Source organism: Rahnella sp. ATs2, from assembly GCF_051851855.1.
GTDB lineage: Bacteria > Pseudomonadota > Gammaproteobacteria > Enterobacterales > Enterobacteriaceae > Rahnella > Rahnella variigena.
The window spans coordinates 12712-32302 of sequence record NZ_JBLYPL010000015.1 but is presented as its reverse complement, the minus strand read 5'-3'; the positions used below and the strand labels follow the sequence as shown (position 1 = coordinate 32302).

Sequence of the window (19591 nt, the reverse complement as noted above, 5' to 3'; positions counted from 1 at the left end):
TATGAGTCAGATGCAGGCGCTTTCACCGGCGGCCAGAGTTGAGGCTGCAACAAAGAAAAATGCCCCTAAGAAGGCGATGCGTACCCGTACGCTGATGCTGATTGTCGGGCTGATCACTATCAGTCTGGGTTACATCATTACGGTCGGATTGCTCAGCTGGCAGTCGGCTAATCAGCAGCGTGAGATTGCCCGCCGTTATCTGCAACAAACCGCCAGCACCGACGGCTATCTGGCCCGTCAGAAACTCGATACCGCATTACAAGCCGCCCGCGACCTGGGTCAGAGCATGATAAGCCTGCGTGAAGCCGGACATGCTGACCGCAAACTGGCCGATACCCTTTTGCAAAATGCCCTGAAAAGTCACCCGGATTTTCTCTCTATGTCGCTGGCCTGGGAGCCGGATGCTTTTGATGGCAAAGATGAAGACCTCGCCGCCAAGGAAGGGCAGGATCCGGATGGCCGCTACGTCCGTTATGTGGACCGGGATACCAGCGGCAACGTCGTTTTGCATAACCTCACGGATTACGAAACGCCGGGCAGCGGTGATTATTATCTGCTGCCGCGCAAGCTGCAAAAAGAGGTGATCCTCGAGCCTTACAGTTATCCGTATAACGGCGTGGATACCTTGCTGACGTCAATTGCCGTGCCGATTATGGTGGATGGCAAATTCCTCGGTTCTGTCACGGCGGACTTCTCCCTGCAAACCCTGCAGACGCTGGTCAATAGCATCAAACCTTATCAGGGCACCGGCTATGCGATGCTGTTTTCGCAGTCAGGTAATTACATTTCTTCGCCGAAAAAAGACCAGATCACGCATAAGCTGGAAAATGACCCGTCATTGCTGAAAAGCATTCAGACCGGACAGATGACCAGTCGCGAACAGCAGGATCCGGTGCTGGGAGAAAAGGCGTTTTCCGAATTTGTGCCGATTCAGATTGGTAATACGGGCACGCCGTGGATGCTGGGTATCGTGGCGCCTGTAAACGCGGTGATGAAAGAAAGCACCCGTCAGCTTTATTACGCGCTGGCGCTGATGGTACTCAGCATCATCGTGGTCTTCGCGGTGCTGAGCGTTATCTTTACCCGCAAAGTGTTACGCCCTGTGGGCGGCGAACCTTCCGATGCGGCAAAGATTGCACTGACGGTAGCGGATGGTGATCTGACACATCCGATTGTGACGCAGAAAAACGATCAATCGAGCATCTTCTTTGCGCTGCAAACCATGCAATCGCAGTTACGCCATGTGGTGAATGACATCATTTCCACCAGTCATGCCGTCGGCAGCGGCGCGTCGCAGATTGCGGCGGGCAATATCGATCTGGCCTCGCGAACGGAACAACAGGCGGCAGCGCTGGAAGAAACGGCGGCCAGCATGGAACAGCTGACGGCGACCGTAAAACAAAATGCTGATAACGCCCACGTGGCGACAGAACTGACCGCCAATGCCACGAAAATCGCCGGTAAAGGTGACAGCATCATGACGGATGTTGTCGGCATTATGGGGGAAATTGACGACAGTTCGCGGCGTATTTCTGAAATCACGTCAGTGATTAATGGCATTGCGTTCCAGACTAACATTCTGGCGCTCAACGCCGCGGTAGAAGCCGCGCGTGCAGGTGAACAGGGGCGCGGATTTGCGGTAGTGGCCTCGGAAGTGCGCAGTCTGGCGCAGCGCAGCGCCGATGCGGTGAAAGAGATTTCCGCCCTGATTGAGGAATCGACAAGTCGTGTGGATCACGGTGTCGGGCTGGTGAAAAATGCCGGCGAAACGATGAAAGAAATCATGAAAGCCGTTACGGATGTGCGCGATATCATGAGCGACATCGTCTCGGCGTCTGACGAGCAATCACGTGGCATCAGTCAGGTAACACAGGCAGTTCATGAAATGGATGGCGTCACGCAACAGAACTCCGCGCTGGTTCAGGAAGCCTCAGCCGCTTCGGCTTCTCTGGAAGATCAGGCGCGTCGCCTGAATGAAATTGTTCAGGTGTTCCGGCTGAAATAATAGCGACGCAGATGCCATTAATACCCCACCCCAACCCTCCCCTTCGCAGGGGAGGGAGCAGATCGCGTTTTTGCTCCTCCCCCTGCGAAGGGGGAGGCTGGGAGGGGGTTTTACACCGGACAGGAGAACTGAAATATCGGTTTTTTTAACGACATACCCCACTTTCTGCGCTATGTTTTTCTTCCTTTTGCTTTATTTTTTTCAGGAGATTTCCATGAGCCAGTCTTCGCTGATTTTGTATTCCGATGCTAATTTTTTCAGTCCTTACGTAATGTCTGCTTTTGTGGCGCTGACTGAAAAGGGCATTCCGTTTGAACTGGAAACGGTCAGCCTGGATGATGCGGAGAACCTGAAAGAAACGTATTCGGCGCTGTCCTTGACCCGTCGCGTTCCGACGCTGACCAACGGCACGTTTGTGTTATCCGAATCTTCGGCGATTGATGAGTACGTTGAAGAGCTTTTCCCTGCGCCGACGTTTACGGCTATCTATCCGGCCGATCCGGAAAACCGTGCCAAAGCGCGTGAAGTGCAGGCGTGGCTGCGCAGTGACCTGATGCCCATCCGTGAGGAGCGCTCAACGGAAGTGGTGTTTGCCGGGGCAAAATGTCCGCCGCTTTCTGCTAAAGCGCAGCAGGCTGCGGAAAAGTTGTTTGCCGCCGCTGAACGTTTGCTGGGCGACAAAGAACATCTGTTTGGTGAATGGAGTATTGCGGATGTGGATCTGGCGCTGATGCTGAACCGTCTGCGTTTAAATGGCGATGCGATGCCGGAGAAACTGGCGGCGTACGCACAAGCGCAGTGGCAACGTCCTGCGGTTCTGGAATGGCTGGCGCTGTCGGCTAAATAACCGAAAAATTGCGCGGCCCTATCAGCCGCGCTTCCCCGATTCAGCCTAATGTCTTGGTCAGGAAATACCGGGTATGGGTAGACGGCGCATCCTCAGGCGTGCGGGTATCGCGGATATAATCTTCCAGCGCCATCTGCATCTCGTAACCCATTCGCTCATAGAATGGCCGGGCCTGAAAACTAAAGGTATCCACCAGCGAATAGCGACATCCCCGCGTTTTAGCTTCTGCTTCCGCCTCGGCAATCAGTTGCGTTCCGACATCTTTTCCGCGTAACGACTCATCGACCCACAACATTTGGATATACATCCATTTACCGACCGTTTCCGCCACAATCCCGGCCTGTTTGCTGCCGTTCTCGTCTTCCACAAAAATACCTAACTCGCGAAATTTCGACTGAGGAACAAAATTCCGGTTGAAAGTGCGCAGAGCTGTTTTGATCTCCTCAATATCATGTTCTGTCGGAGCATGGGTAAGACGGGTCTTCATGACAGGATTCCTTTTAGTTAGCGTTTAGTCATAGCGAGTCGTACTGCAAAGGCGAGAAAAACGGTGCCGGTTAAGCGATCAAGCGTTCTGACCACTGCGGGGCGGCGCAACCAGCGCGATAACGGGCGCGTGGCGGAAATCATGGTGATGGACCATAGTGTGCCGATCACGGCGTGCATAGCGGCGAGTCCAAAAATATACGGCCCGACCGGATAGCCTGTGGCGACAAACTGCGGCAGGAAAGAAACATAAAACACGCCGACTTTCGGGTTCAGCACATTGCCAAATAATCCCCTTATGAACGGAGAATTGCCGATGCGTAACACTTTCCCGCTGCCCTCCGGCGCGGCCATGTTCATTTCGCTTCGCGGTTTGAGCAGCATCTGCAAACCGAGCCAGGCCAGATAAGCTGCGCCGGTCCACTTAAGCAGTGTAAATGCCATTTCCGACGCCGCAAGAACCGCGCCTAAGCCGAGCGCCACCATTGCGCCCCAGATAAGACAGCCGGTACTGATGCCAAATGCTGACAATAAGGCTTTTTTGCTGCCCTGACTGGCCGCCGTGCGCAGAACCAATGCGGTATCAAGGCCCGGTGTCAGCGTTAAAATTCCGGCAGCAAGTGCATAAGAAAGGAGAGATTCGGTAACGGTCATGGCTTTTCCTGATGAGCGAAAAAACCAGAATAGTGAACAGGATGGGAGCGTTGCAATCGCGAATTTAAATGAAATTCGGCATAAAAATACTGGCAAATAAAAAAGCCTGTGGAAGTCGGGCTTCCACAGGCTTTTCAGAGAGTTTTACGCGGGAGATTATTTATAAATTTCAGCGTCAGCGTGCAGTTTGTTGTTACCGGTCACAGAGATGATGCGGTAAGAAGATGCGCCAGCGTCTTTAGCCTGCTGAGATAATTTCGCTTCCAGACCGCTAAGGGTCGTTGAGTTAGCGGCAGAAATTACGCCGATTTTCTGCATGTCGCCGGATGGCTGGGTAATCTGTTGAGCTGCGAAGCTGCCGAAAGAAATCAGAGAAAGGGTAGCAGCTACAGCAAAAATTTTGACGTTTTTCATGATGTTTAATCCATTCAGGTTTATGAGAGTGAAAGGTGGTTGCCTTTCGATGGATGCATAATAGGCCGGATGGCTGACGATGAAAAACGGATTGATTTGAGTATCTCATTCAAAATATTTGGTCTACTTTTTACGCAGTTTTACGTGCGAATGCGGGTAGCTGACGAAACCACATTCGTGCTGACACAGCCTGAAATTGCCTTAGATTTCTCTGCGTTTCTCTCCCTTCCTGCTGATTTTGGGCGGTTTTGTAGAATCGGTGCTAGACTTTGATTGCAGTTCAAGAAGAGGGGCGTTCGTGTAAAACACATGTTCTGCTCGCAGAGCGCGAAACGTTCTGCTTTTGTTTGGCTAACTTGGTTGAACAATATTCACGGTAACGGAAATTTATTCGGAGGAGTCGAAAATGGGAATTTTATCCTGGATTATCTTTGGTCTGATTGCAGGTATTCTGGCGAAATGGATCATGCCTGGCAAAGATGGCGGCGGATTTATTCTGACCGTAGTCCTGGGTGTTGTCGGTGCCGTTGTGGGTGGTTATATCAGTACTTTCTTCGGTTTTGGTCGCGTAGACGGATTCAACTTCGGCAGCTTCGTTGTCGCCGTGATTGGTGCGATCGTCGTACTGTTTATCTACCGTAAAGTCAGAAGCTAAGCTTTCGACCTTAGGTTGAGATGTGAAAAGCCGCGCATGTCGCGGCTTTTTTGTGTCTGTTAATCCTGAAAGATAGCCAGATAGCTGGCTTCAGGCTCATGCAATCTCATGGAAAGAACATCAGCAGGAGAACGGCTTTGATGCATGATAGCGATAAAGATTATCGCCTCAGGTGTCGTTAAAAAGTACGCCATGTGGTGTTGATGTGGAAAACGGAAAAGATCTTCGCGAAACGACACCGGCCTTCCCATCTCAGGATGAGTTGCCAGCATAGAAAAAAGGACAAATAATTCAGAGAGATATTTATCGGACTGGGCTTTTCCCCAATGTTTTTGGGAATAGCGCTGAATATCAAATAAATCCTCCTGTGCCTCCCTGGCAATCTGATAGCGACTCATTTTAGTCTCGTTTTCCACTCATCAGCTGAGCGAAAAAGGTTTCGCCATCCATGACGTCTCCGCGGGCAATATCCGCTTCAGCACGCGACACTTTTTCTTTAAGAAGCCGCATCTTCACTTCTTCAAGCATCTGATAATCTTCGATAGAGAGCATTACTGCGACGGGTTTGCCGTTACGATTGATCTGAACGGGTTCCCGCTGAACTCTCAAAAGAACATCGCCAAATTGAGTTTTTACTTCATTAGCGCTTAATGATTTCATGCTACTTCCTTCGAATGGTTCGTGCGATTCGTTCGAAGAATTGTACGCCTGATAGTCTCAGATTGCCTAAGGTTTACTCAAAAGGATTTTACTCCACCGGCGACGTCGGCAACCGTACGATGTCCTGATTATCATTTCCCATCCAGTAAACGCCTTCCTTCGCCCAGAACGGCCCTTCGATAAAGTCGAGCAGGTCGGAATACTCTTCGTAAAACTGTTTGCCGTCGCGGCTGTAGACACGCATATAGCCGGAATAATGCCCGCCGTCGCCCGGCAGGGTCATGCGCGGAATAAATTCGAAAGTTTTATACTCTCGCACCACATATTGTTTGTTGGGGCTCCACTGCTCGGAGACGAGTTTCCCTTGTTTCCACCACTGATGGCCTGCGGCGATCACCGCCAACAGTACCGCCAGCATTATCCAGCGCTTGCGCTGACGCACCAGAGCTTCCTGACTTTTGATTTTTGTCATTAACTTAACTCTGTACTTTTACGCGGACGTCCGCCTTTTTTACCATTTTCCCGGCTGGCACTGGCTTTAACCGCGCTGCGCATGGCACCGTTAATTGAGGCAACAATTTTCTGTAAGTCACTGGCATCAAAGAGAATTTTTGCAAGTAATCCCGGCAGGTAAATATCCACATCACAGGCCGGAATACGCAGTGCTTTGCTGAAACCATCGACTTCTGCGGTGTTCAGTTGTTCCTGTGTTGCGTGCTGAAGTTCTTCAATCAAATCAATGTTAATAAGATACCCGACGCCGTTGCCGTGCATGATCATAAAGGCATGTTGTTCAGGACGGTATTCGACCGAAACAGGGCGGGAAGGGTCATTAGCCGTTTGCTCCCCGCGTTTTAACGCCGCATCAAATCGTGTCATTGGTGCCATGGATCTTCTCCCATTCAGCATTGAGCGTGACGATATTTGCTTCTAAGTAACGAAACAAAGCTTTGATCTCCGCGAACGTGGCGACACCATAAATTTCCATTGTGTCGTAGTTAAGTGAAACCCTGTCAAAAGCCATTTTGATTCTTTGGTCGCCGCGCCGTAAATGAACGTGGCGCGGCAGGTGATCATGGCTGTAAACCATAATCAACCATCCTGAAAAGCGGAGAATTGTGGGCATGAGTTTATCCATAAACCTAGCAGTTAGGTTTATGGTAGACCTGAAGGGATGAATTAGCGAGCGTTACTTTATCAGGGACTAAATCGCCACCAGCCCCCGTACGCCTTCCGCTTCCATTTCTTCTCCGCGCCCGCGTTTTATAATGCTGCCGCGGGACATCACCAGATAGCTGTCGGCCAGTTCGGCGGCGAAATCGTAGAATTGTTCGACCAGCAAGATCGCCATGTCCCCCCGGGCGGCGAGTTGTTTGATCACGGCGCCGATTTCCTTAATCACCGAGGGCTGAATGCCTTCGGTCGGTTCATCGAGGATCAGGAGATTCGGTTTGCAGGCCAGTGCGCGGCCGATCGCCAGCTGTTGCTGCTGGCCGCCGGACAAATCCCCGCCGCGGCGATGCTTCATTTCCAGCAGGATCGGGAACAGATGGTAGATTTCATCCGGCACCTGTTTTGCATCGCTTCCGGAAAAACGCGATAAGCCCATCAGCAGATTTTCTTCGACAGTCAGACGCGGAAAAATTTCACGTCCCTGCGGGACATAGGCAATGCCCGCCTGCACGCGCTGGTGCGGTTTGCGGGAATTGATCATCTGACTCTGCCAGCTGATGGTGCCGGACTTCGCCGGGATCAGCCCCATCAGGCATTTCAGCAACGTGGTTTTGCCGACGCCATTTCGACCGAGCAGGCAGGTCACTTCACCGATTTTTGCCTCAAAAGACAAGCCGCGCAAAATGTGGCTGCCGCCGTAAAACTGATTTAGTTCATTTACCTGCAACATAATGCGATTCCTCAGCGCCCTAAATACACGTCGATAACCTGCTCGTTGGCCTGCACATCGCGCAGCGAACCTTCGGCCAGAACCTGCCCCTGATGCAGCACCGTCACGTGGTCGGCGATGGTTTCCACAAAGCCCATGTCGTGCTCGACCACCATCAGCGAATGCTTGCCCGCCAGTTGTTTGAACAGCTCGGCGGTATACTCGGTTTCGGCATCGGTCATGCCTGCTGCCGGTTCATCGAGCAGTAATAAATGCGGCTCCTGTACCAGTAACATGCCGATTTCCAGAAACTGTTTCTGACCGTGTGAAAGCAAGCCCGCCGGGCGATGACGTTCCGCCGCCAGACGCAGCGTGCCGAGCATGTCATCGATGCGGTCGCGCTGTTCGCTGTTCATTTTGGCGCGCAGACAGGCCCATACCGACTTATTGGTTTTCTGCGCGATCTCCAGATTTTCGAACACCGTCAGCGCTTCAAACACCGTCGGCTTCTGGAATTTACGGCCAATGCCGGACTGCGCAATGCGCACCGGATCCAGTTTGGTCAGATCGGTGCGCTGATCGTAAAAAACGCGGCCGCTTTGCGGTTTGGTTTTGCCAGTGATCACGTCCATCAGCGTGGTTTTCCCCGCGCCGTTCGGGCCGATCACGCAACGTAATTCGCCTACGCCGATGTTCAGCGACAAATTGGTCAGCGCCTTAAATCCGTCAAAGCTGACGTTAATGTTTTCCAGCTGCAAAATCGGGTCGGTCTGCCGGCGATGCCGGTCGGCCAGTTGCGGCTGGGTAAACAGATCTTCTGTCATGGTCATCGGGCTCATCAGGATTTCCTTTTACGCAGCAGGCCAATCACGCCTTGCGGCAGGAACAGCGTCACCAGAATAAACATGCCGCCGAGCACAAATTGCCAGTATTCGGGAATGGCGACCGTGAACCAGCTTTTCGCGCCGTTGACGATGCCTGCGCCGATAATCGGGCCGATCAGCGTGCCGCGCCCGCCGAGTGCCACCCAGATGGCGGCTTCGATGGAGTTGGTCGGCGACATTTCGCTCGGGTTGATGATGCCGACCTGCGGAACGTACAACGCACCCGCCAGGCCGCACAGCATGGCGGAAATCGTCCAGACGAAAAGCTTGAAACCTTTCGGGTCGTAGCCGCAGAAAATCAGCCGGTTTTCAGCGTCGCGTACCGCCGTCAGCACGCGGCCATATTTACTGCGTGCCAGCGCAAAGCCGAGTGCCAGACTTGCGACCAGCACCAGAACCGTGGCTAAAAATAATCCCACACGGGTGCCGGTGGCGGTGACCGGAAAGCCGAGCAGGGTGGTGAAACCGGTGAAACCGTTATTGCCGCCGAAGCCGGTTTCATTGCGGAAAAACAGCAACATCCCGGCGTAGGTCAGCGCCTGCGTCATGATCGAGAAATAGACGCCTTTGATTTTTGAGCGGAAGGCGAAATAGCCGAACACAAATGCCAGCGCGCCCGGCACCAGCACGATCAGGCACAGCGCCCAGGCAAAATGCTGCGTGCCCGCCCAGAACCACGGCAGTTCGGTCCATGAGAGGAACGACATAAAATCCGGCAGCCCGCTGCCTGCGGCCTGTCGCATCAGATACATGCCCATCGCGTAACCGCCGAGGGCGAAAAACAGCCCGTGACCCAGGGACAATAATCCGGCGTAGCCCCACACCAGATCGAGCGCGATCGCGACGATCGCATAACACAGGATCTTGCCGATCAGCGTCAGCGTATAGGTGGAGATCGCCACCGGATTCGTGGCAGGCAGCAGCGCCAGAAACGGCATCACAATCAGGATGATGAGCACCAGCGTGCCCACCGAAATCGCAACCTTTGGCGCTTTTTGTACGCCGGTAATCGTCAGCGGCTGGCTCATCAGTCAATCACCCTGCCTTTGAAGGCGAAGAGTCCCTGCGGACGTTTCTGAATAAACAGGATAATCAGCGCGAGGATCAGGATTTTGCCCAGTACCGCGCCGATTTCCGGCTCAAGAATTTTGTTCACAATGCCCAGACCAAAGGCTGCCACCACGGTACCTGCCAGTTGCCCGACACCGCCGAGCACCACGACTAAGAAGGAATCGATGATGTAACCCTGACCGAGTTCCGGGCCGACGTTACTCAGCTGCGACAGTGCGACGCCGCCCAGACCTGCAATACCTGAACCGAGACCGAACGCCAGCATATCAACGCGTCCGGTCGGCACGCCGCAGCAGGCCGCCATGGCGCGGTTTTGCGTCACGGCACGCACGTTCATGCCAAGGCGCGTTTTATTGAGCAGCAGCCAGGTCAGCCCAAGTACCAGCATGACGAAGATGATTACCGCGATGCGGTTGTACGGCAGCACCAGATTCGGCAACAGCTGAATGCCGCCGGAGAGCCAGCCTGGATTGGCCACTTCAACGTTCTGCGCCCCAAACAGTACGCGCACGCCCTGGATCAGGATCAGGCTGATGCCCCACGTCGCCAGCAGGGTTTCCAGCGGACGACCGTATAAATGGCGGATGACGGTGCGCTCCAGCGCCATGCCGATCCCGGCGGTAATGAAAAAGGCCACCGGCAGCGCGACCAGCGGATACAGCGCCAGCAGCCCCGGCGCGTAGTGCTGAAACAGCGACTGCACCATGTAGGTTGAATAGGAACCGAGCATGAGCATTTCGCCGTGCGCCATGTTAATCACGCCCAGCAAACCGTAAGTGATTGCCAGCCCCAGCGCGGCCAGCAGCAAAATCGAGCCGAGCGATAAACCGGTAAAGGCCTGACCGAGCAGATCGCCGATCATCAGGCGATGTTGTACCGCTTTCAGGCTGGCAAGCGCGGCGTCACGCACTGTCGCATCGGCCTCAGTTTTCGGATCCGTCAGACTTTGCAGACGACCTTGTGTATCCGGATCACCCGACGTGCCGAGCAGTTCAACGGCTTTCAGGCGCACCTGCGGACTGGCGTCGGCCAGCTGTAAATTCGCCAGCGCAATGGAAAGGGCATCGTGAACCGTGCTGTCTTTTTCCAGTTCAAGACGATGCGTCAGCAGCGGCAGCTGATCGGCCTGCGCTTCACGCTGTAAGGCTTTTGCTGCCTGCAAACGGATGGCGCTGTCGGTGCTCACCAGACGGTGTGCGGAAAGCGCATTAGCAATCAAAATCCGCAGGCGGTTGTTCAGCCAGACTTTTTTACTGTCACCCTGCGGTTTGACGTCGCCTTCCAGCGGCGTCAGCCGATCGCCATTCTGGATGAATGCGTGTTTCGCTTCGTCGATGACGACGTTTTCCTGCTTCAGCGCCTCGAGCAGCGGCAGCCTTTCCGGTTGCGGATCCGCCGCCCATTGCTGTAATAACGTGGCCTGCTGGCTGCGGCTGGCGGCAGCAAAGTCATTCGCCGCACCTGCCTCTGCCAGCAACGGAAGGCAACAAAGCAGGAAAAGCAGTGATCGGATGAGGATTCTCATAATGTTCTCGCCGCATAAAGTTGATGCTGGTTTGCTCCTCCCCATGCGAAGGGGGAGGCGGGGAGGGGGTTTTGCAAGCAACACAGTCGCCATTAATACCCCACCCCAGCCCTCCCCTTCGCAGGGGAGGGAGCTGACCGGTTTTCTCTTCAACCCCTTCGCAAGAAGGAGCTAAAACAATCAGTTAACCGTTTTCACCGGGGTATCTGGCTTTTTATCGTTACCCGCGATGTACGGGCTCCACGGCTGGGCGCGGATCGGTTTATCGGTCTGCCAGACCACGTTGAACTGACCGTTGGATTCGATTTCACCGATCATCACCGGTTTGTGCAGGTGATGGTTGGTTTTATCCATGGTCAGCGTGAAGCCGGACGGCGCGGCGAAGGTCTGTCCGGCCATCGCGGCACGGACTTTATCCACGTCTGTCGTCCCGGCTTTTTCCACCGCCTGCGCCCACATATGGATGCCGACATAGGTCGCCTCCATCGGGTCGTTGGTCACGGCGTTATCGGCGTTCGGCAGTTTGTGCGCCTTCGCGTAAGCCTTCCATTCAGCCACGAATTTTTTGTTGGTCGGGTTATCCACCGACTGGAAGTAGTTCCACGCTGCGAGATCGCCGACCAGCGGTTTGGTGTCGATGCCGCGCAGCTCTTCTTCGCCGACGGAGAAGGCCACCACCGGCACATCGGTGGCTTTCACCCCCTGGTTCGCCAGCTCTTTATAGAACGGCACGTTGGAATCGCCGTTGATGGTGGAGATCACCGCGGTTTTGCCGCCTGCGGAGAATTTCTTAATATTGGAAACGATGGTCTGATAATCGCTGTAACCGAACGGCGTATAGACTTCTTCGATGTCGCTGTCTTTCACGCCTTTGGAATGCAGGAAGGCACGCAGGATTTTGTTGGTGGTGCGCGGATACACGTAGTCGGTGCCGAGCAGGAAGAAGCGTTTGGCACCGCCGCCGTCTTCACTCATCAGATATTCCACCGCCGGAATGGCCTGCTGGTTAGGCGCGGCGCCGGTGTAGAACACATTTGGCGACATCTCTTCACCTTCGTACTGCACCGGATAGAACAGCAGACCGTTCAGTTCTTCAAACACCGGCAGCACGGATTTACGCGACACCGACGTCCAGCAGCCGAACACTACCGCGACTTTATCCTGCGTCAGCAACTGGCGGGCTTTTTCAGCGAACAGCGGCCAGTTAGAGGCCGGATCGACCACTACCGGCTCCAGCTTTTTACCCAGCACGCCGCCTTTAGCGTTGATGTCATCAATGGTCATCAGCGCGATGTCTTTCAGCGGGGTTTCTGAAATGGCCATGGTGCCGGAAAGCGAATGCATGATACCGACTTTGATGGTGTCGGCAGCCTGTGCGCTCCAGGCTAGACCCATGCTGACTACGGTGGCGAAAAGAGCAAAGGCTTTAATAAAACGTCGACGTTGCATAGATGAATCCTCTGTAAAAATGCTGTGATGTAATTACGTTAAGAGAACGCTGTTATGGTGAAAGTCGAAAAAACATTTAAAAAAGTCATGACGGGTTGCCCGCGTCACTCTCCGCCCGCGCCCGGTGCAACATATGCAGGGTAATTTTGCGCACCTCGGCTTTACTGACGGCAATGTGGTCGTGTAACTGGCGCTGCGCCTCCTCTGTTTGTTGTTGAATGATGGCGAGCAGAATGCCCGTGTGCTCTTTATAGGTGGCGTTCACACGCTCACCTTTGGTGAAATCCAGACGCCGGATGATGCGGATTTTTTCGGTCAGTTCGCGGTGAATGCGCGCCATTTCGGCGTTACCCGCCGCGGCCACTAGCGTCATGTGAAACTCTTCGTCATAGCGCGACACCAGCTGACCGTCTTCGAGCGGCGGCTGATCAATCCAGAAGGCTTTCAGTTCGGCCAGTTGCAACGGCTGAACGGCAGGCGGCAGCGCGCACAAACGTTTCACCGCTTCCAGTTCCAGCACGATGCGCAGGTCATACAGTTGCTCGAAAAAATCGAAATCGAACGGACGAACCTGCCAGCCGCTGCGGAAAAACACTTCGACGTAGCCTTCGTGTTCCAGCCAGAACAGCGCCTGACGCACAGGTGTGCGGCTGACCTCCATCCGGTCGGCAATGTCGTTTTCGCTGAACCGGTCACCGGGCAGCAGGCGGAAGCTGAAAATGTCATCTTTCAGCTGCTGATAGATGCGTTCCGCCAGTCCTTCCGGACGGTTTTTACTGCGTGAAGATTTAGAGCCCGTCAGTTGCATGTAATATTCCCTGTATGTCGGTAGCGTTAAACGGCTGCGTCCAGCCACAGCAAAGCATCGCCCGGTCCGACCGGACGCCCCTGCTGGCAACTGATTTTCAGTACGGTTCCGGCGCACGGCGCATTCACCGACAGCTCCATTTTCATGGCTTCGACGACGATCAGCGGCTGGCCTTCTTCCACCTGCTGGCCCGGCTCGACCAGGATTTTCCAGACGTTGCCGTTCAGGTCGGCGCTGACTAAATGCCCGTCCTGATCCGCATCGTCTTCCACTAACTGCACGGCGTTGGCCGCGGCTTCCACCGCGGTGCTTTCGGCTTCATGCCAGTGCGCTACTTCGCGGGTAAAGGCTTCGGTTTGTTTCGAGCGGAAATCAGCAATATCGGCGGCGTTGTTGGCAAGAAATTGCGTGTACTGCGCAAAATCGAACTCAGTTTCTTCGATGCGGATTTGTGCGCGGCCTTCGCGGAACGCCTCGCGCTGGATTTCCAGTTCGGCTTCGGTAACTTCATAGAACCGCACCTGATCGAAGAAGTGCAGCAGCCACGGCTCGCCGTTTTTAAACTGCTCATTCTTGAGAAACTTATTCCAGATCGGCAGCGTGCGGCCGACCAGCTGATAGCCGCCCGGCGAATCCATGCCATAAATGCACATGTACATGCCGCCGATACCGACTGTGCCTTCGGCGGTAAAGGTGCGCGCCGGGTTGTATTTGGAACTCAGCAGGCGATGGCGCGGATCGACCGGCACCGCGCACGGCGCGCCGAGATACACATCGCCCAGCCCGAGGATCAGATAGCTGGCGTCGAAAATGATGTTTTTCACATCTTCGCGGCTCGCCAGCCCGTTGGTGCGCTGGATGAAATCGACGTTATTTGGCAGCCACGGCGCGTCTGCGCGCACGGTTTGCTGATAGCGTTCGACCGCGCCGAGCGTGGCGGAATCTTCAAATGCCATCGGCATATGCACGATGCGGGTCGGGATCTTGAGCTGGCTGACATCCGCCAGGTTGTGTTCGAGCGTCAGTAAATGCTGAAGCAGCGCCGTCTGATGCAGCACGCGGCTGTCGTAGCGGATTTGCAGCGAACGCACGCCCGGCGACAGTTCTTCAATACCCTGCTGACCGGCGGCTTTGATGGCGTTCATCAGCAGGTAGATGCGCATACGTACCGCCAGATCCAGCACGTTATCGCCGTACTCAATCAGCACGTAGCCGTCGCCTGCCTGACGGTATTCCACCGAAGGACGTTCAGCCGTCGCCGGAAGCGCCGCGAGAATGGTGGCGGAAGCCGTGGTGTCCGGCAGCAGAGACGGCACCGGCAGCGCCATCGCGTTGACTGGCATCAGCGAGTCCAGCGTGCCTTGCTGCGCCAGTTCCAGCGCCTGTGCCTGTTCAAAACTGATCGGATGAAAACGGATTTTATCGCCCGGTTTTACCTGACCGACTTTCCACAATTCGGCTTTGGCAATGGTCACCGGACAGACGAAACCGCCGAGGCTTGGCCCGTCGCGGGTCAGAATGACAGGGAAGTCACCGGTGAAATTAATCGCGCCGATGGCGTACTCGCAGTCATGCACGTTTGACGGATGCAGACCGGCTTCGCCGCCATCCTGCCGCGCCCAGTGTGGTTTCGGGCCAACCAGCCGCACGCCGAGGCGGTTGGAGTTGTAATGCACCTGCCATTCAGACTGGAAGAAAGTGTCGATGGATCCTGTGGTGAAGAAATCCGGTGCGCCGTGCGGCCCGTAAAGCACGCCGATATTCCAGATGTCTCCGTAAGGCGGCACGATATTTTCCGCTGCGGCCTGCGGCAAACCGACCGGCGCGGGCGTGGTGCAGGCCGCAAGTTCCGGCTGCGAAACGGTCAGCATATCGGCGACACGCAGCGTGCGACCGGCGTGACCGCCAAATTGCCCGAGCGCAAACGTCGAACGGCTGCCGAGATACACCGGTACGTCGAAACCGTTACGCACGGCAAGATAGGTGCGGCAACCCTGCATAGCGCGGCCAAGGGTCAGCGTCTGACCGGCCTTAACGTTCACCGGCTGCCAGTAAGAAACAGCTTCGCCATCGAGATGTGCCGGACAGCGTGCGCCGGTCAGCGCGATCACCGCGTCGCAATGAAAGCGCAGGGTGGGTCCCTGTAACGTGAATTCCAGACCGGCGGCATCCAGATGATTGCCGACAATGCGGTTGGCGAGACGGAAGGCAAAATCGTCCATCGGACCGGACGGCGGCACGCCGATATCCCAGTAACCGAGCCGCCCCGGATAATCCTGCACGCTGCTGTACGTACCGGGCGCGATCACCTCGATGGCGTTTGGCGAGTAAACAAAACTGTCGAGCATGCGCGTCCACATTTCGCCGTCGCGGAATACCGGCGTGGCAACCACCTGACGCAGATAATCAATGTTGGTGGCGATACCGTGCAGACGTGTGGCGGCCAGCGCAGCCGACATTTTCGCCAGTGCGTCCTGACGGTCGGTGCCGTGAACAATCAGTTTGGCGATCATCGGGTCGTAAAAGGCCGACACTTCACTGCCGGTTGAAACCCAGCCATCGACGCGGACGTCTTCGGGGAAAAAGACCTCGGTCAGCACGCCCGGACTCGGCTGGAAATTCTTCAGCGGATCTTCGGCGTAAATACGCACTTCCACCGACGCGCCCTGCGGGGCTTTTTCCATTGCAGGCCAGTCGGGCGGTTCACCGGCGGCGACGTTCAGCATGCATTCGATCAAGTCCAGACCGGTGACCATTTCGGTGACCGGATGCTCCACCTGCAAACGGGTATTCACTTCGAGAAAATAAAATTCGTCGCGCGTGGCGTCATAGATAAATTCAACGGTACCGGCGCTGCGGTAGTTCACCGATTCGCCGAGATGCACGGCGGCGCGATGTAACGCTTCGCGGCTGGCCTGCGGCAAATTCGGCGCAGGGGTTTCTTCCACCACTTTCTGATTGCGGCGCTGCAATGAACAGTCGCGTTCGCCGAGTGCCATCACCCGGCCTTTGCCGTCGCCAAAAATCTGCACTTCGACGTGACGGGCGCGATCGACAAAGCGTTCGAGAAACACACCGGCGTCGCGGAAAAACTGTTCGCCGAGACGCTTCACGCTGTCCCACGCGGCGCGCAATGCCTCTTCATCGTCACAGCGCGTCAGGCCAATGCCTCCGCCGCCTGCGGTGCTTTTCAGCATCACCGGATAACCGATGTCTGCGGCGGCTTTCACGGCGTCATCAAGGCTGGCGAGCAACCCGGTGCCCGGCGTCATCGGTACATTTGCGGCACCGGCCAATTCGCGGGCACGATGCTTGAGGCCAAACTCGCGGATTTGTCCGGCGGTCGGGCCGATAAACGCAATGCCTGCCGCTTCGCAGGCATCGGCGAATTCTGCGCTTTCGGATAAAAAGCCATATCCCGGATAAATCGCCTGCGCGCCGGTTTCTTTCGCGGCGGCCAGAATTTTGTCGATCATCAGGTAGCTTTCGCTGGCCTTTTCGCCGCCCAGCGCGATGGCGATATCCGCCTGCGTGACGTGCGGTGCATTGCGGTCAGCGTCGGAATAAACGGCCACGCTGGTCACGCCCAGACGTTTCAGCGTACGGATCGCGCGGCAGGCAATTTCGCCACGGTTAGCAATTAAAACGGTGTTAAACATGTGCGCGTCCTCAGCTTTTTACCGGTGAATTCAGGCTCTGGATGTAACTTCTCCAGCCGCCAAATGCGGTGATATCGGTGGCCTCGCCAAGCGCCCACGGCTCGCAGATAAAGCCTTTCACCCTGCGTCCGTCAGCCAGTTCGAGCGAACCCATGCCGAGTGGTGCCGGGATTTCAGCGACGAATTCACCAAAGCGCGCCAGCGGGATATCCCACAGTTCGACGATAATCGCGCTGCCGCCTTCTGCCCGCACCAGCCCCGGTTTTGGCGGTGTGGTATTGGCGAGGGCGTAAAGTTTGTAGGTTGCAGCGGTCGTGGTTTGTTCGACGCGTACCGCGTTGCGGCTGGTGAGCTGGAAGTTCAGCGGCATGCCGGTCAGGTGTGCGCCAACCACGGCAACGCGCACGCTGGCAGCGCTGACCGGCGCAGATGCCATGAATTCTTCGGATTTCATCGCCAGCCCGGTTGCGCCGAGCGGCAGATTCAGGCTGCGCTGCCACTGACGGCCAAAACTGGCCAGTGCATCGTCGTGCCAGGCTGGAGCAATCAGCGTGATACCGGCGGGCAGACCGTCGGCGCGCAGGCTGGAAGGCAGCGCCAGCGCGGACAAATCCGCCAGATTGGTGAAGTTGGTGTAAATGCCGAACTGCGAGTTGTAGAGCACCGGTTCCTGCACCAGCTCTTGCTGCGTGCGGATGGTCGGTGATGTCGGCACCACCAGTGCATCAAATCCTTCCAGCGTCAGACTGATTTTGCGTGACAGCTCAGCGCGTAAATATTCAGCGCGCCAGGCATCGCTCGCGGTGTAGTTCAGGCCATTGGCGACAATCCCGCGAACGATCGGATCCATCGCTTCCGGGCTTTCTTCGAAAATTTCGCCGACCGCTACGGTGCGTTCTGCCACCCATGCGCCGTAATACAGTTGCTCTGCCAGTTCGCGGAACGGCGTGAAATCGACGGGAACGAGGGTGATGCCGCTGCTGTTCAGACGTTCCAGCGCCTGATCGAACTCAAATTCCGCCAGCGCGTCGCCGAAAAATTCCAGACTGTCCGGCACGGCAAAGCGCGGATGCGGTGACATGGCGACCGGCGCGGTAAACGGATTTCTACGGGAGTAGGCATCGGCAGCATCAAAACCGCCAGCGGCCTGGGCGACGGTCTGGGCATCGGCGACTGTCAGGGCGAAAATCGAGATGGAATCATTCAGGCGGCAGGCCGGAACCACGCCGGTATTCGACAGCCAGCCTTTGGTCGGTTTCAGCCCGACGACATTATTAAAGCCTGCCGGAACACGGCCGGAACCGGCGGTGTCGGTGCCCAGCGAAAAGGCCACCAGACCGCGTGCCAGAACGGAAGCCGAACCAGAACTGGATCCGCCGCTGACGTAATCAGGATTGAAGGTATTAGGGACTGCGCCGTAAGGAGAACGGGTGCCGACCAGGCCGGTGGCGAACTGATCGAGATTGGTTTTGCCAATCACTATTGCGCCTTTGGCTTTCAGATTGGCAATCACGGTAGCGTCTGCTTCTGCGGTGTAAGCAAACGCCGGACACGCCGCCGTGGTCGGCCAGCCCGCGATATCCATATTGTCTTTAACGGCGAAGGGCACACCAAACAACGGCAGGGCACTCAGCGAGCCTTCATGCTGATGGCGAAGGGCTTCAAGGTGGAGGATTTGCGCCTCAAGCTGCTCTGCGTTGGCGAGATAAATCCAGGCATTGTCGTTTTGACTCAGGCTTCCCATAACCAGAGAAAGCGTGGTGCGCAGGCTGTCTGGCGCACCGCGGTAATGTTGCTGCCATTCCCGCAAGGTAAAACCGCGAAAGGGTGATGTGACTGTGTCTGAAACTGAAGCCATGTTTTGAATCCCATCTGGTATACAAGATTGAATTCATCTAAGCAAAGCCTGTGCCATATCATTATTCATTGATTTTATTGGGTTTAGTCATTGTTGTATGACCGGACTGTATATTTGTTGCACCACGGACGGAATGCAATTGGGCAAAATTGGGGCGAAAATTTGCGCGATGCCTCGCATCAAAAAGATAAATCTGGCTCAGTAGAGGTATCGGTATATAGTTGTATGAACCGATGATTTATTATTATTTGCAGAAAGGCTGGTATGGCTATGTCTAAAGAAACTATCGACCATTCCACATTAATTTGTCTGGCAGAAGCTGGCGCGGTCAGCCAGTTCAGCGTGGTCGCACAACAGGGAGGGTGGATAATAGTGATCAGATACGGCGAACATCAGCGGACCCTTATCGCACAACGCAGCGGTAAAGTGCGGGTTTTCAAGCGTTTCGACACGCTGGCGGCTTATTTAAAAGACCTGGGCATAAACCAGTTCGAAGTGGATATTACCGACTATGATCCTGTAGGGAGCGGTAAAGGAACTCGCCCCGACCGATCGGCAGCGCTAAAAAGGGCGCATGAAGCTGCCGCGATGGATGAAGCTACCTATGATTTGTGGTTCCGGAAACGGGTTCAGGAATCACTGGATGATCCGCGCCCCGTCATTCCTCACGAACAGGTGAAGGCTGAGTTTGCAGCCCGGAAAGCCGCGTTACTTAAGGAACAGGAAAAGTAACG

Annotated in this window: 20 protein-coding genes; 4 read left to right on the top strand and 16 right to left on the bottom strand. The window is 55.4% G+C overall.

Translation table 11 applies throughout. The annotated features are described in order from the left end of the window. Positions 1 to 10: 10 nt before the first annotated feature. Positions 11 to 2005 carry a methyl-accepting chemotaxis protein gene (locus ACJY2G_RS16650; protein WP_425272799.1) on the top strand — a complete coding sequence of 665 codons (1995 nt, stop codon included), beginning with the start codon at positions 11 to 13 and terminating at the stop codon, positions 2003 to 2005. Positions 2006 to 2219: 214 nt separating this feature from the next. Continuing rightward, on the top strand, positions 2220 to 2852 hold the full coding sequence (gene yfcF, locus ACJY2G_RS16645) for a glutathione transferase (RefSeq protein ID WP_439291953.1): 633 nt from the start codon (positions 2220 to 2222) through the stop codon (positions 2850 to 2852). A 40-nt stretch (positions 2853 to 2892) separates the two neighbouring features. Here the strand turns inward: yfcF and ACJY2G_RS16640 are convergent, their stop codons facing one another. From ACJY2G_RS16640 to bhsA, 3 genes are all read right to left on the bottom strand, one after another. After that, positions 2893 to 3339: a GNAT family N-acetyltransferase gene (locus tag ACJY2G_RS16640; protein ID WP_120163158.1), complete on the bottom strand. Its 447-nt coding sequence runs from the start codon at positions 3337 to 3339 to the stop codon at positions 2893 to 2895. Positions 3340 to 3356: 17 nt separating this feature from the next. After that, the gene (locus tag ACJY2G_RS16635) at positions 3357 to 3992 is read right to left on the bottom strand and encodes a LysE family translocator (RefSeq protein ID WP_112291540.1); all 636 of its coding nucleotides are present in this window, start codon (positions 3990 to 3992) and stop codon (positions 3357 to 3359) included. Between the two features lie 156 nt (positions 3993 to 4148). Further along, positions 4149 to 4406 (bottom strand): multiple stress resistance protein BhsA, encoded by a 258-nt coding sequence (gene bhsA, locus ACJY2G_RS16630; protein WP_112291538.1) that lies wholly within the window; start codon positions 4404 to 4406, stop codon positions 4149 to 4151. 406 nt (positions 4407 to 4812) lie between these two features. On the opposite strand from bhsA, the gene ACJY2G_RS16625 reads away from it, so the two are divergent. Then, entirely contained in the window at positions 4813 to 5061 is a 249-nt protein-coding gene (locus tag ACJY2G_RS16625; RefSeq protein WP_013573417.1) for a GlsB/YeaQ/YmgE family stress response membrane protein, read from the top strand. A gap of 59 nt (positions 5062 to 5120) precedes the next feature. Here the strand turns inward: ACJY2G_RS16625 and ACJY2G_RS16620 are convergent, their stop codons facing one another. From ACJY2G_RS16620 to atzF, 13 genes are all read right to left on the bottom strand, one after another. Next, positions 5121 to 5459 (bottom strand): type II toxin-antitoxin system RelE/ParE family toxin, encoded by a 339-nt coding sequence (locus ACJY2G_RS16620; RefSeq protein ID WP_120163160.1) that lies wholly within the window; start codon positions 5457 to 5459, stop codon positions 5121 to 5123. Between the two features lies 1 nt (position 5460). Next, entirely contained in the window at positions 5461 to 5721 is a 261-nt protein-coding gene (locus ACJY2G_RS16615; RefSeq protein WP_120163161.1) for a type II toxin-antitoxin system Phd/YefM family antitoxin, read from the bottom strand. A gap of 88 nt (positions 5722 to 5809) precedes the next feature. Beyond that, on the bottom strand, positions 5810 to 6193 hold the full coding sequence (locus ACJY2G_RS16610) for a hypothetical protein (protein WP_430320619.1): 384 nt from the start codon (positions 6191 to 6193) through the stop codon (positions 5810 to 5812). Continuing rightward, positions 6193 to 6609: a DUF2442 domain-containing protein gene (locus tag ACJY2G_RS16605; protein WP_112291532.1), complete on the bottom strand. Its 417-nt coding sequence runs from the start codon at positions 6607 to 6609 to the stop codon at positions 6193 to 6195. Before ACJY2G_RS16605 ends, ACJY2G_RS16610 begins: the two co-directional genes overlap by 1 nt. Next, entirely contained in the window at positions 6587 to 6847 is a 261-nt protein-coding gene (locus tag ACJY2G_RS16600) for a DUF4160 domain-containing protein (RefSeq protein WP_157961031.1), read from the bottom strand. The genes ACJY2G_RS16605 and ACJY2G_RS16600 overlap by 23 nt, the downstream gene beginning before the upstream one ends. Before the next feature lie 78 nt (positions 6848 to 6925). Next, positions 6926 to 7624: an urea ABC transporter ATP-binding subunit UrtE gene (gene urtE / locus ACJY2G_RS16595; protein WP_430320618.1), complete on the bottom strand. Its 699-nt coding sequence runs from the start codon at positions 7622 to 7624 to the stop codon at positions 6926 to 6928. A gap of 11 nt (positions 7625 to 7635) precedes the next feature. Beyond that, positions 7636 to 8433, bottom strand: coding sequence for an urea ABC transporter ATP-binding protein UrtD (gene urtD / locus ACJY2G_RS16590; RefSeq protein WP_425272798.1), 798 nt, complete (start codon positions 8431 to 8433; stop codon positions 7636 to 7638). Positions 8434 to 8441: 8 nt separating this feature from the next. Next, a complete protein-coding gene (urtC, locus tag ACJY2G_RS16585) occupies positions 8442 to 9515 on the bottom strand; it encodes an urea ABC transporter permease subunit UrtC (RefSeq protein ID WP_439291952.1) in 1074 nt (357 codons plus the stop codon). After that, on the bottom strand, positions 9515 to 11083 hold the full coding sequence (gene urtB, locus ACJY2G_RS16580) for an urea ABC transporter permease subunit UrtB (protein ID WP_439291951.1): 1569 nt from the start codon (positions 11081 to 11083) through the stop codon (positions 9515 to 9517). The genes urtC and urtB overlap by 1 nt, the downstream gene beginning before the upstream one ends. 180 nt (positions 11084 to 11263) lie before the next feature. Next, positions 11264 to 12532 carry an urea ABC transporter substrate-binding protein gene (gene urtA / locus ACJY2G_RS16575; protein WP_439291950.1) on the bottom strand — a complete coding sequence of 423 codons (1269 nt, stop codon included), beginning with the start codon at positions 12530 to 12532 and terminating at the stop codon, positions 11264 to 11266. A gap of 85 nt (positions 12533 to 12617) precedes the next feature. Beyond that, positions 12618 to 13340, bottom strand: coding sequence for a GntR family transcriptional regulator (locus tag ACJY2G_RS16570; protein WP_120163167.1), 723 nt, complete (start codon positions 13338 to 13340; stop codon positions 12618 to 12620). Between the two features lie 26 nt (positions 13341 to 13366). Next, positions 13367 to 16999 carry an urea carboxylase gene (gene uca, locus ACJY2G_RS16565; RefSeq protein WP_439291949.1) on the bottom strand — a complete coding sequence of 1211 codons (3633 nt, stop codon included), beginning with the start codon at positions 16997 to 16999 and terminating at the stop codon, positions 13367 to 13369. Positions 17000 to 17009: 10 nt separating this feature from the next. Next, the gene (gene atzF, locus ACJY2G_RS16560; RefSeq protein WP_439291948.1) at positions 17010 to 18857 is read right to left on the bottom strand and encodes an allophanate hydrolase; all 1848 of its coding nucleotides are present in this window, start codon (positions 18855 to 18857) and stop codon (positions 17010 to 17012) included. Between the two features lie 270 nt (positions 18858 to 19127). Here atzF and relB point away from each other — a divergent pair, with 270 nt between their 5' ends. Continuing rightward, the gene (relB, locus tag ACJY2G_RS16555; protein ID WP_113876950.1) at positions 19128 to 19589 is read left to right on the top strand and encodes a type II toxin-antitoxin system RelB family antitoxin; all 462 of its coding nucleotides are present in this window, start codon (positions 19128 to 19130) and stop codon (positions 19587 to 19589) included. Positions 19590 to 19591: the final 2 nt, after the last annotated feature.

Bases quoted from the DNA above. Each gene is read 5' to 3' on its own strand.
- ACJY2G_RS16650 (WP_425272799.1), top strand. From the start codon at position 11: ATGCAGGCGCTTTCACCGGCGGCCAGAGTTGAGGCTGCAACAAAGAAA.
- yfcF (WP_439291953.1), top strand. From the start codon at position 2,220: ATGAGCCAGTCTTCGCTGATTTTGTATTCCGATGCTAATTTTTTCAGT.
- ACJY2G_RS16640 (WP_120163158.1), bottom strand. From the start codon at position 3,339: ATGAAGACCCGTCTTACCCATGCTCCGACAGAACATGATATTGAGGAG.
- ACJY2G_RS16635 (WP_112291540.1), bottom strand. From the start codon at position 3,992: ATGACCGTTACCGAATCTCTCCTTTCTTATGCACTTGCTGCCGGAATT.
- bhsA (WP_112291538.1), bottom strand. From the start codon at position 4,406: ATGAAAAACGTCAAAATTTTTGCTGTAGCTGCTACCCTTTCTCTGATT.
- ACJY2G_RS16625 (WP_013573417.1), top strand. From the start codon at position 4,813: ATGGGAATTTTATCCTGGATTATCTTTGGTCTGATTGCAGGTATTCTG.
- ACJY2G_RS16620 (WP_120163160.1), bottom strand. From the start codon at position 5,459: ATGAGTCGCTATCAGATTGCCAGGGAGGCACAGGAGGATTTATTTGAT.
- ACJY2G_RS16615 (WP_120163161.1), bottom strand. From the start codon at position 5,721: ATGAAATCATTAAGCGCTAATGAAGTAAAAACTCAATTTGGCGATGTT.
- ACJY2G_RS16610 (WP_430320619.1), bottom strand. From the start codon at position 6,193: ATGACAAAAATCAAAAGTCAGGAAGCTCTGGTGCGTCAGCGCAAGCGC.
- ACJY2G_RS16605 (WP_112291532.1), bottom strand. From the start codon at position 6,609: ATGGCACCAATGACACGATTTGATGCGGCGTTAAAACGCGGGGAGCAA.
- ACJY2G_RS16600 (WP_157961031.1), bottom strand. From the start codon at position 6,847: ATGCCCACAATTCTCCGCTTTTCAGGATGGTTGATTATGGTTTACAGC.
- urtE (WP_430320618.1), bottom strand. From the start codon at position 7,624: ATGTTGCAGGTAAATGAACTAAATCAGTTTTACGGCGGCAGCCACATT.
- urtD (WP_425272798.1), bottom strand. From the start codon at position 8,433: ATGACCATGACAGAAGATCTGTTTACCCAGCCGCAACTGGCCGACCGG.
- urtC (WP_439291952.1), bottom strand. From the start codon at position 9,515: ATGAGCCAGCCGCTGACGATTACCGGCGTACAAAAAGCGCCAAAGGTT.
- urtB (WP_439291951.1), bottom strand. From the start codon at position 11,083: ATGAGAATCCTCATCCGATCACTGCTTTTCCTGCTTTGTTGCCTTCCG.
- urtA (WP_439291950.1), bottom strand. From the start codon at position 12,532: ATGCAACGTCGACGTTTTATTAAAGCCTTTGCTCTTTTCGCCACCGTA.
- ACJY2G_RS16570 (WP_120163167.1), bottom strand. From the start codon at position 13,340: ATGCAACTGACGGGCTCTAAATCTTCACGCAGTAAAAACCGTCCGGAA.
- uca (WP_439291949.1), bottom strand. From the start codon at position 16,999: ATGTTTAACACCGTTTTAATTGCTAACCGTGGCGAAATTGCCTGCCGC.
- atzF (WP_439291948.1), bottom strand. From the start codon at position 18,857: ATGGCTTCAGTTTCAGACACAGTCACATCACCCTTTCGCGGTTTTACC.
- relB (WP_113876950.1), top strand. From the start codon at position 19,128: ATGTCTAAAGAAACTATCGACCATTCCACATTAATTTGTCTGGCAGAA.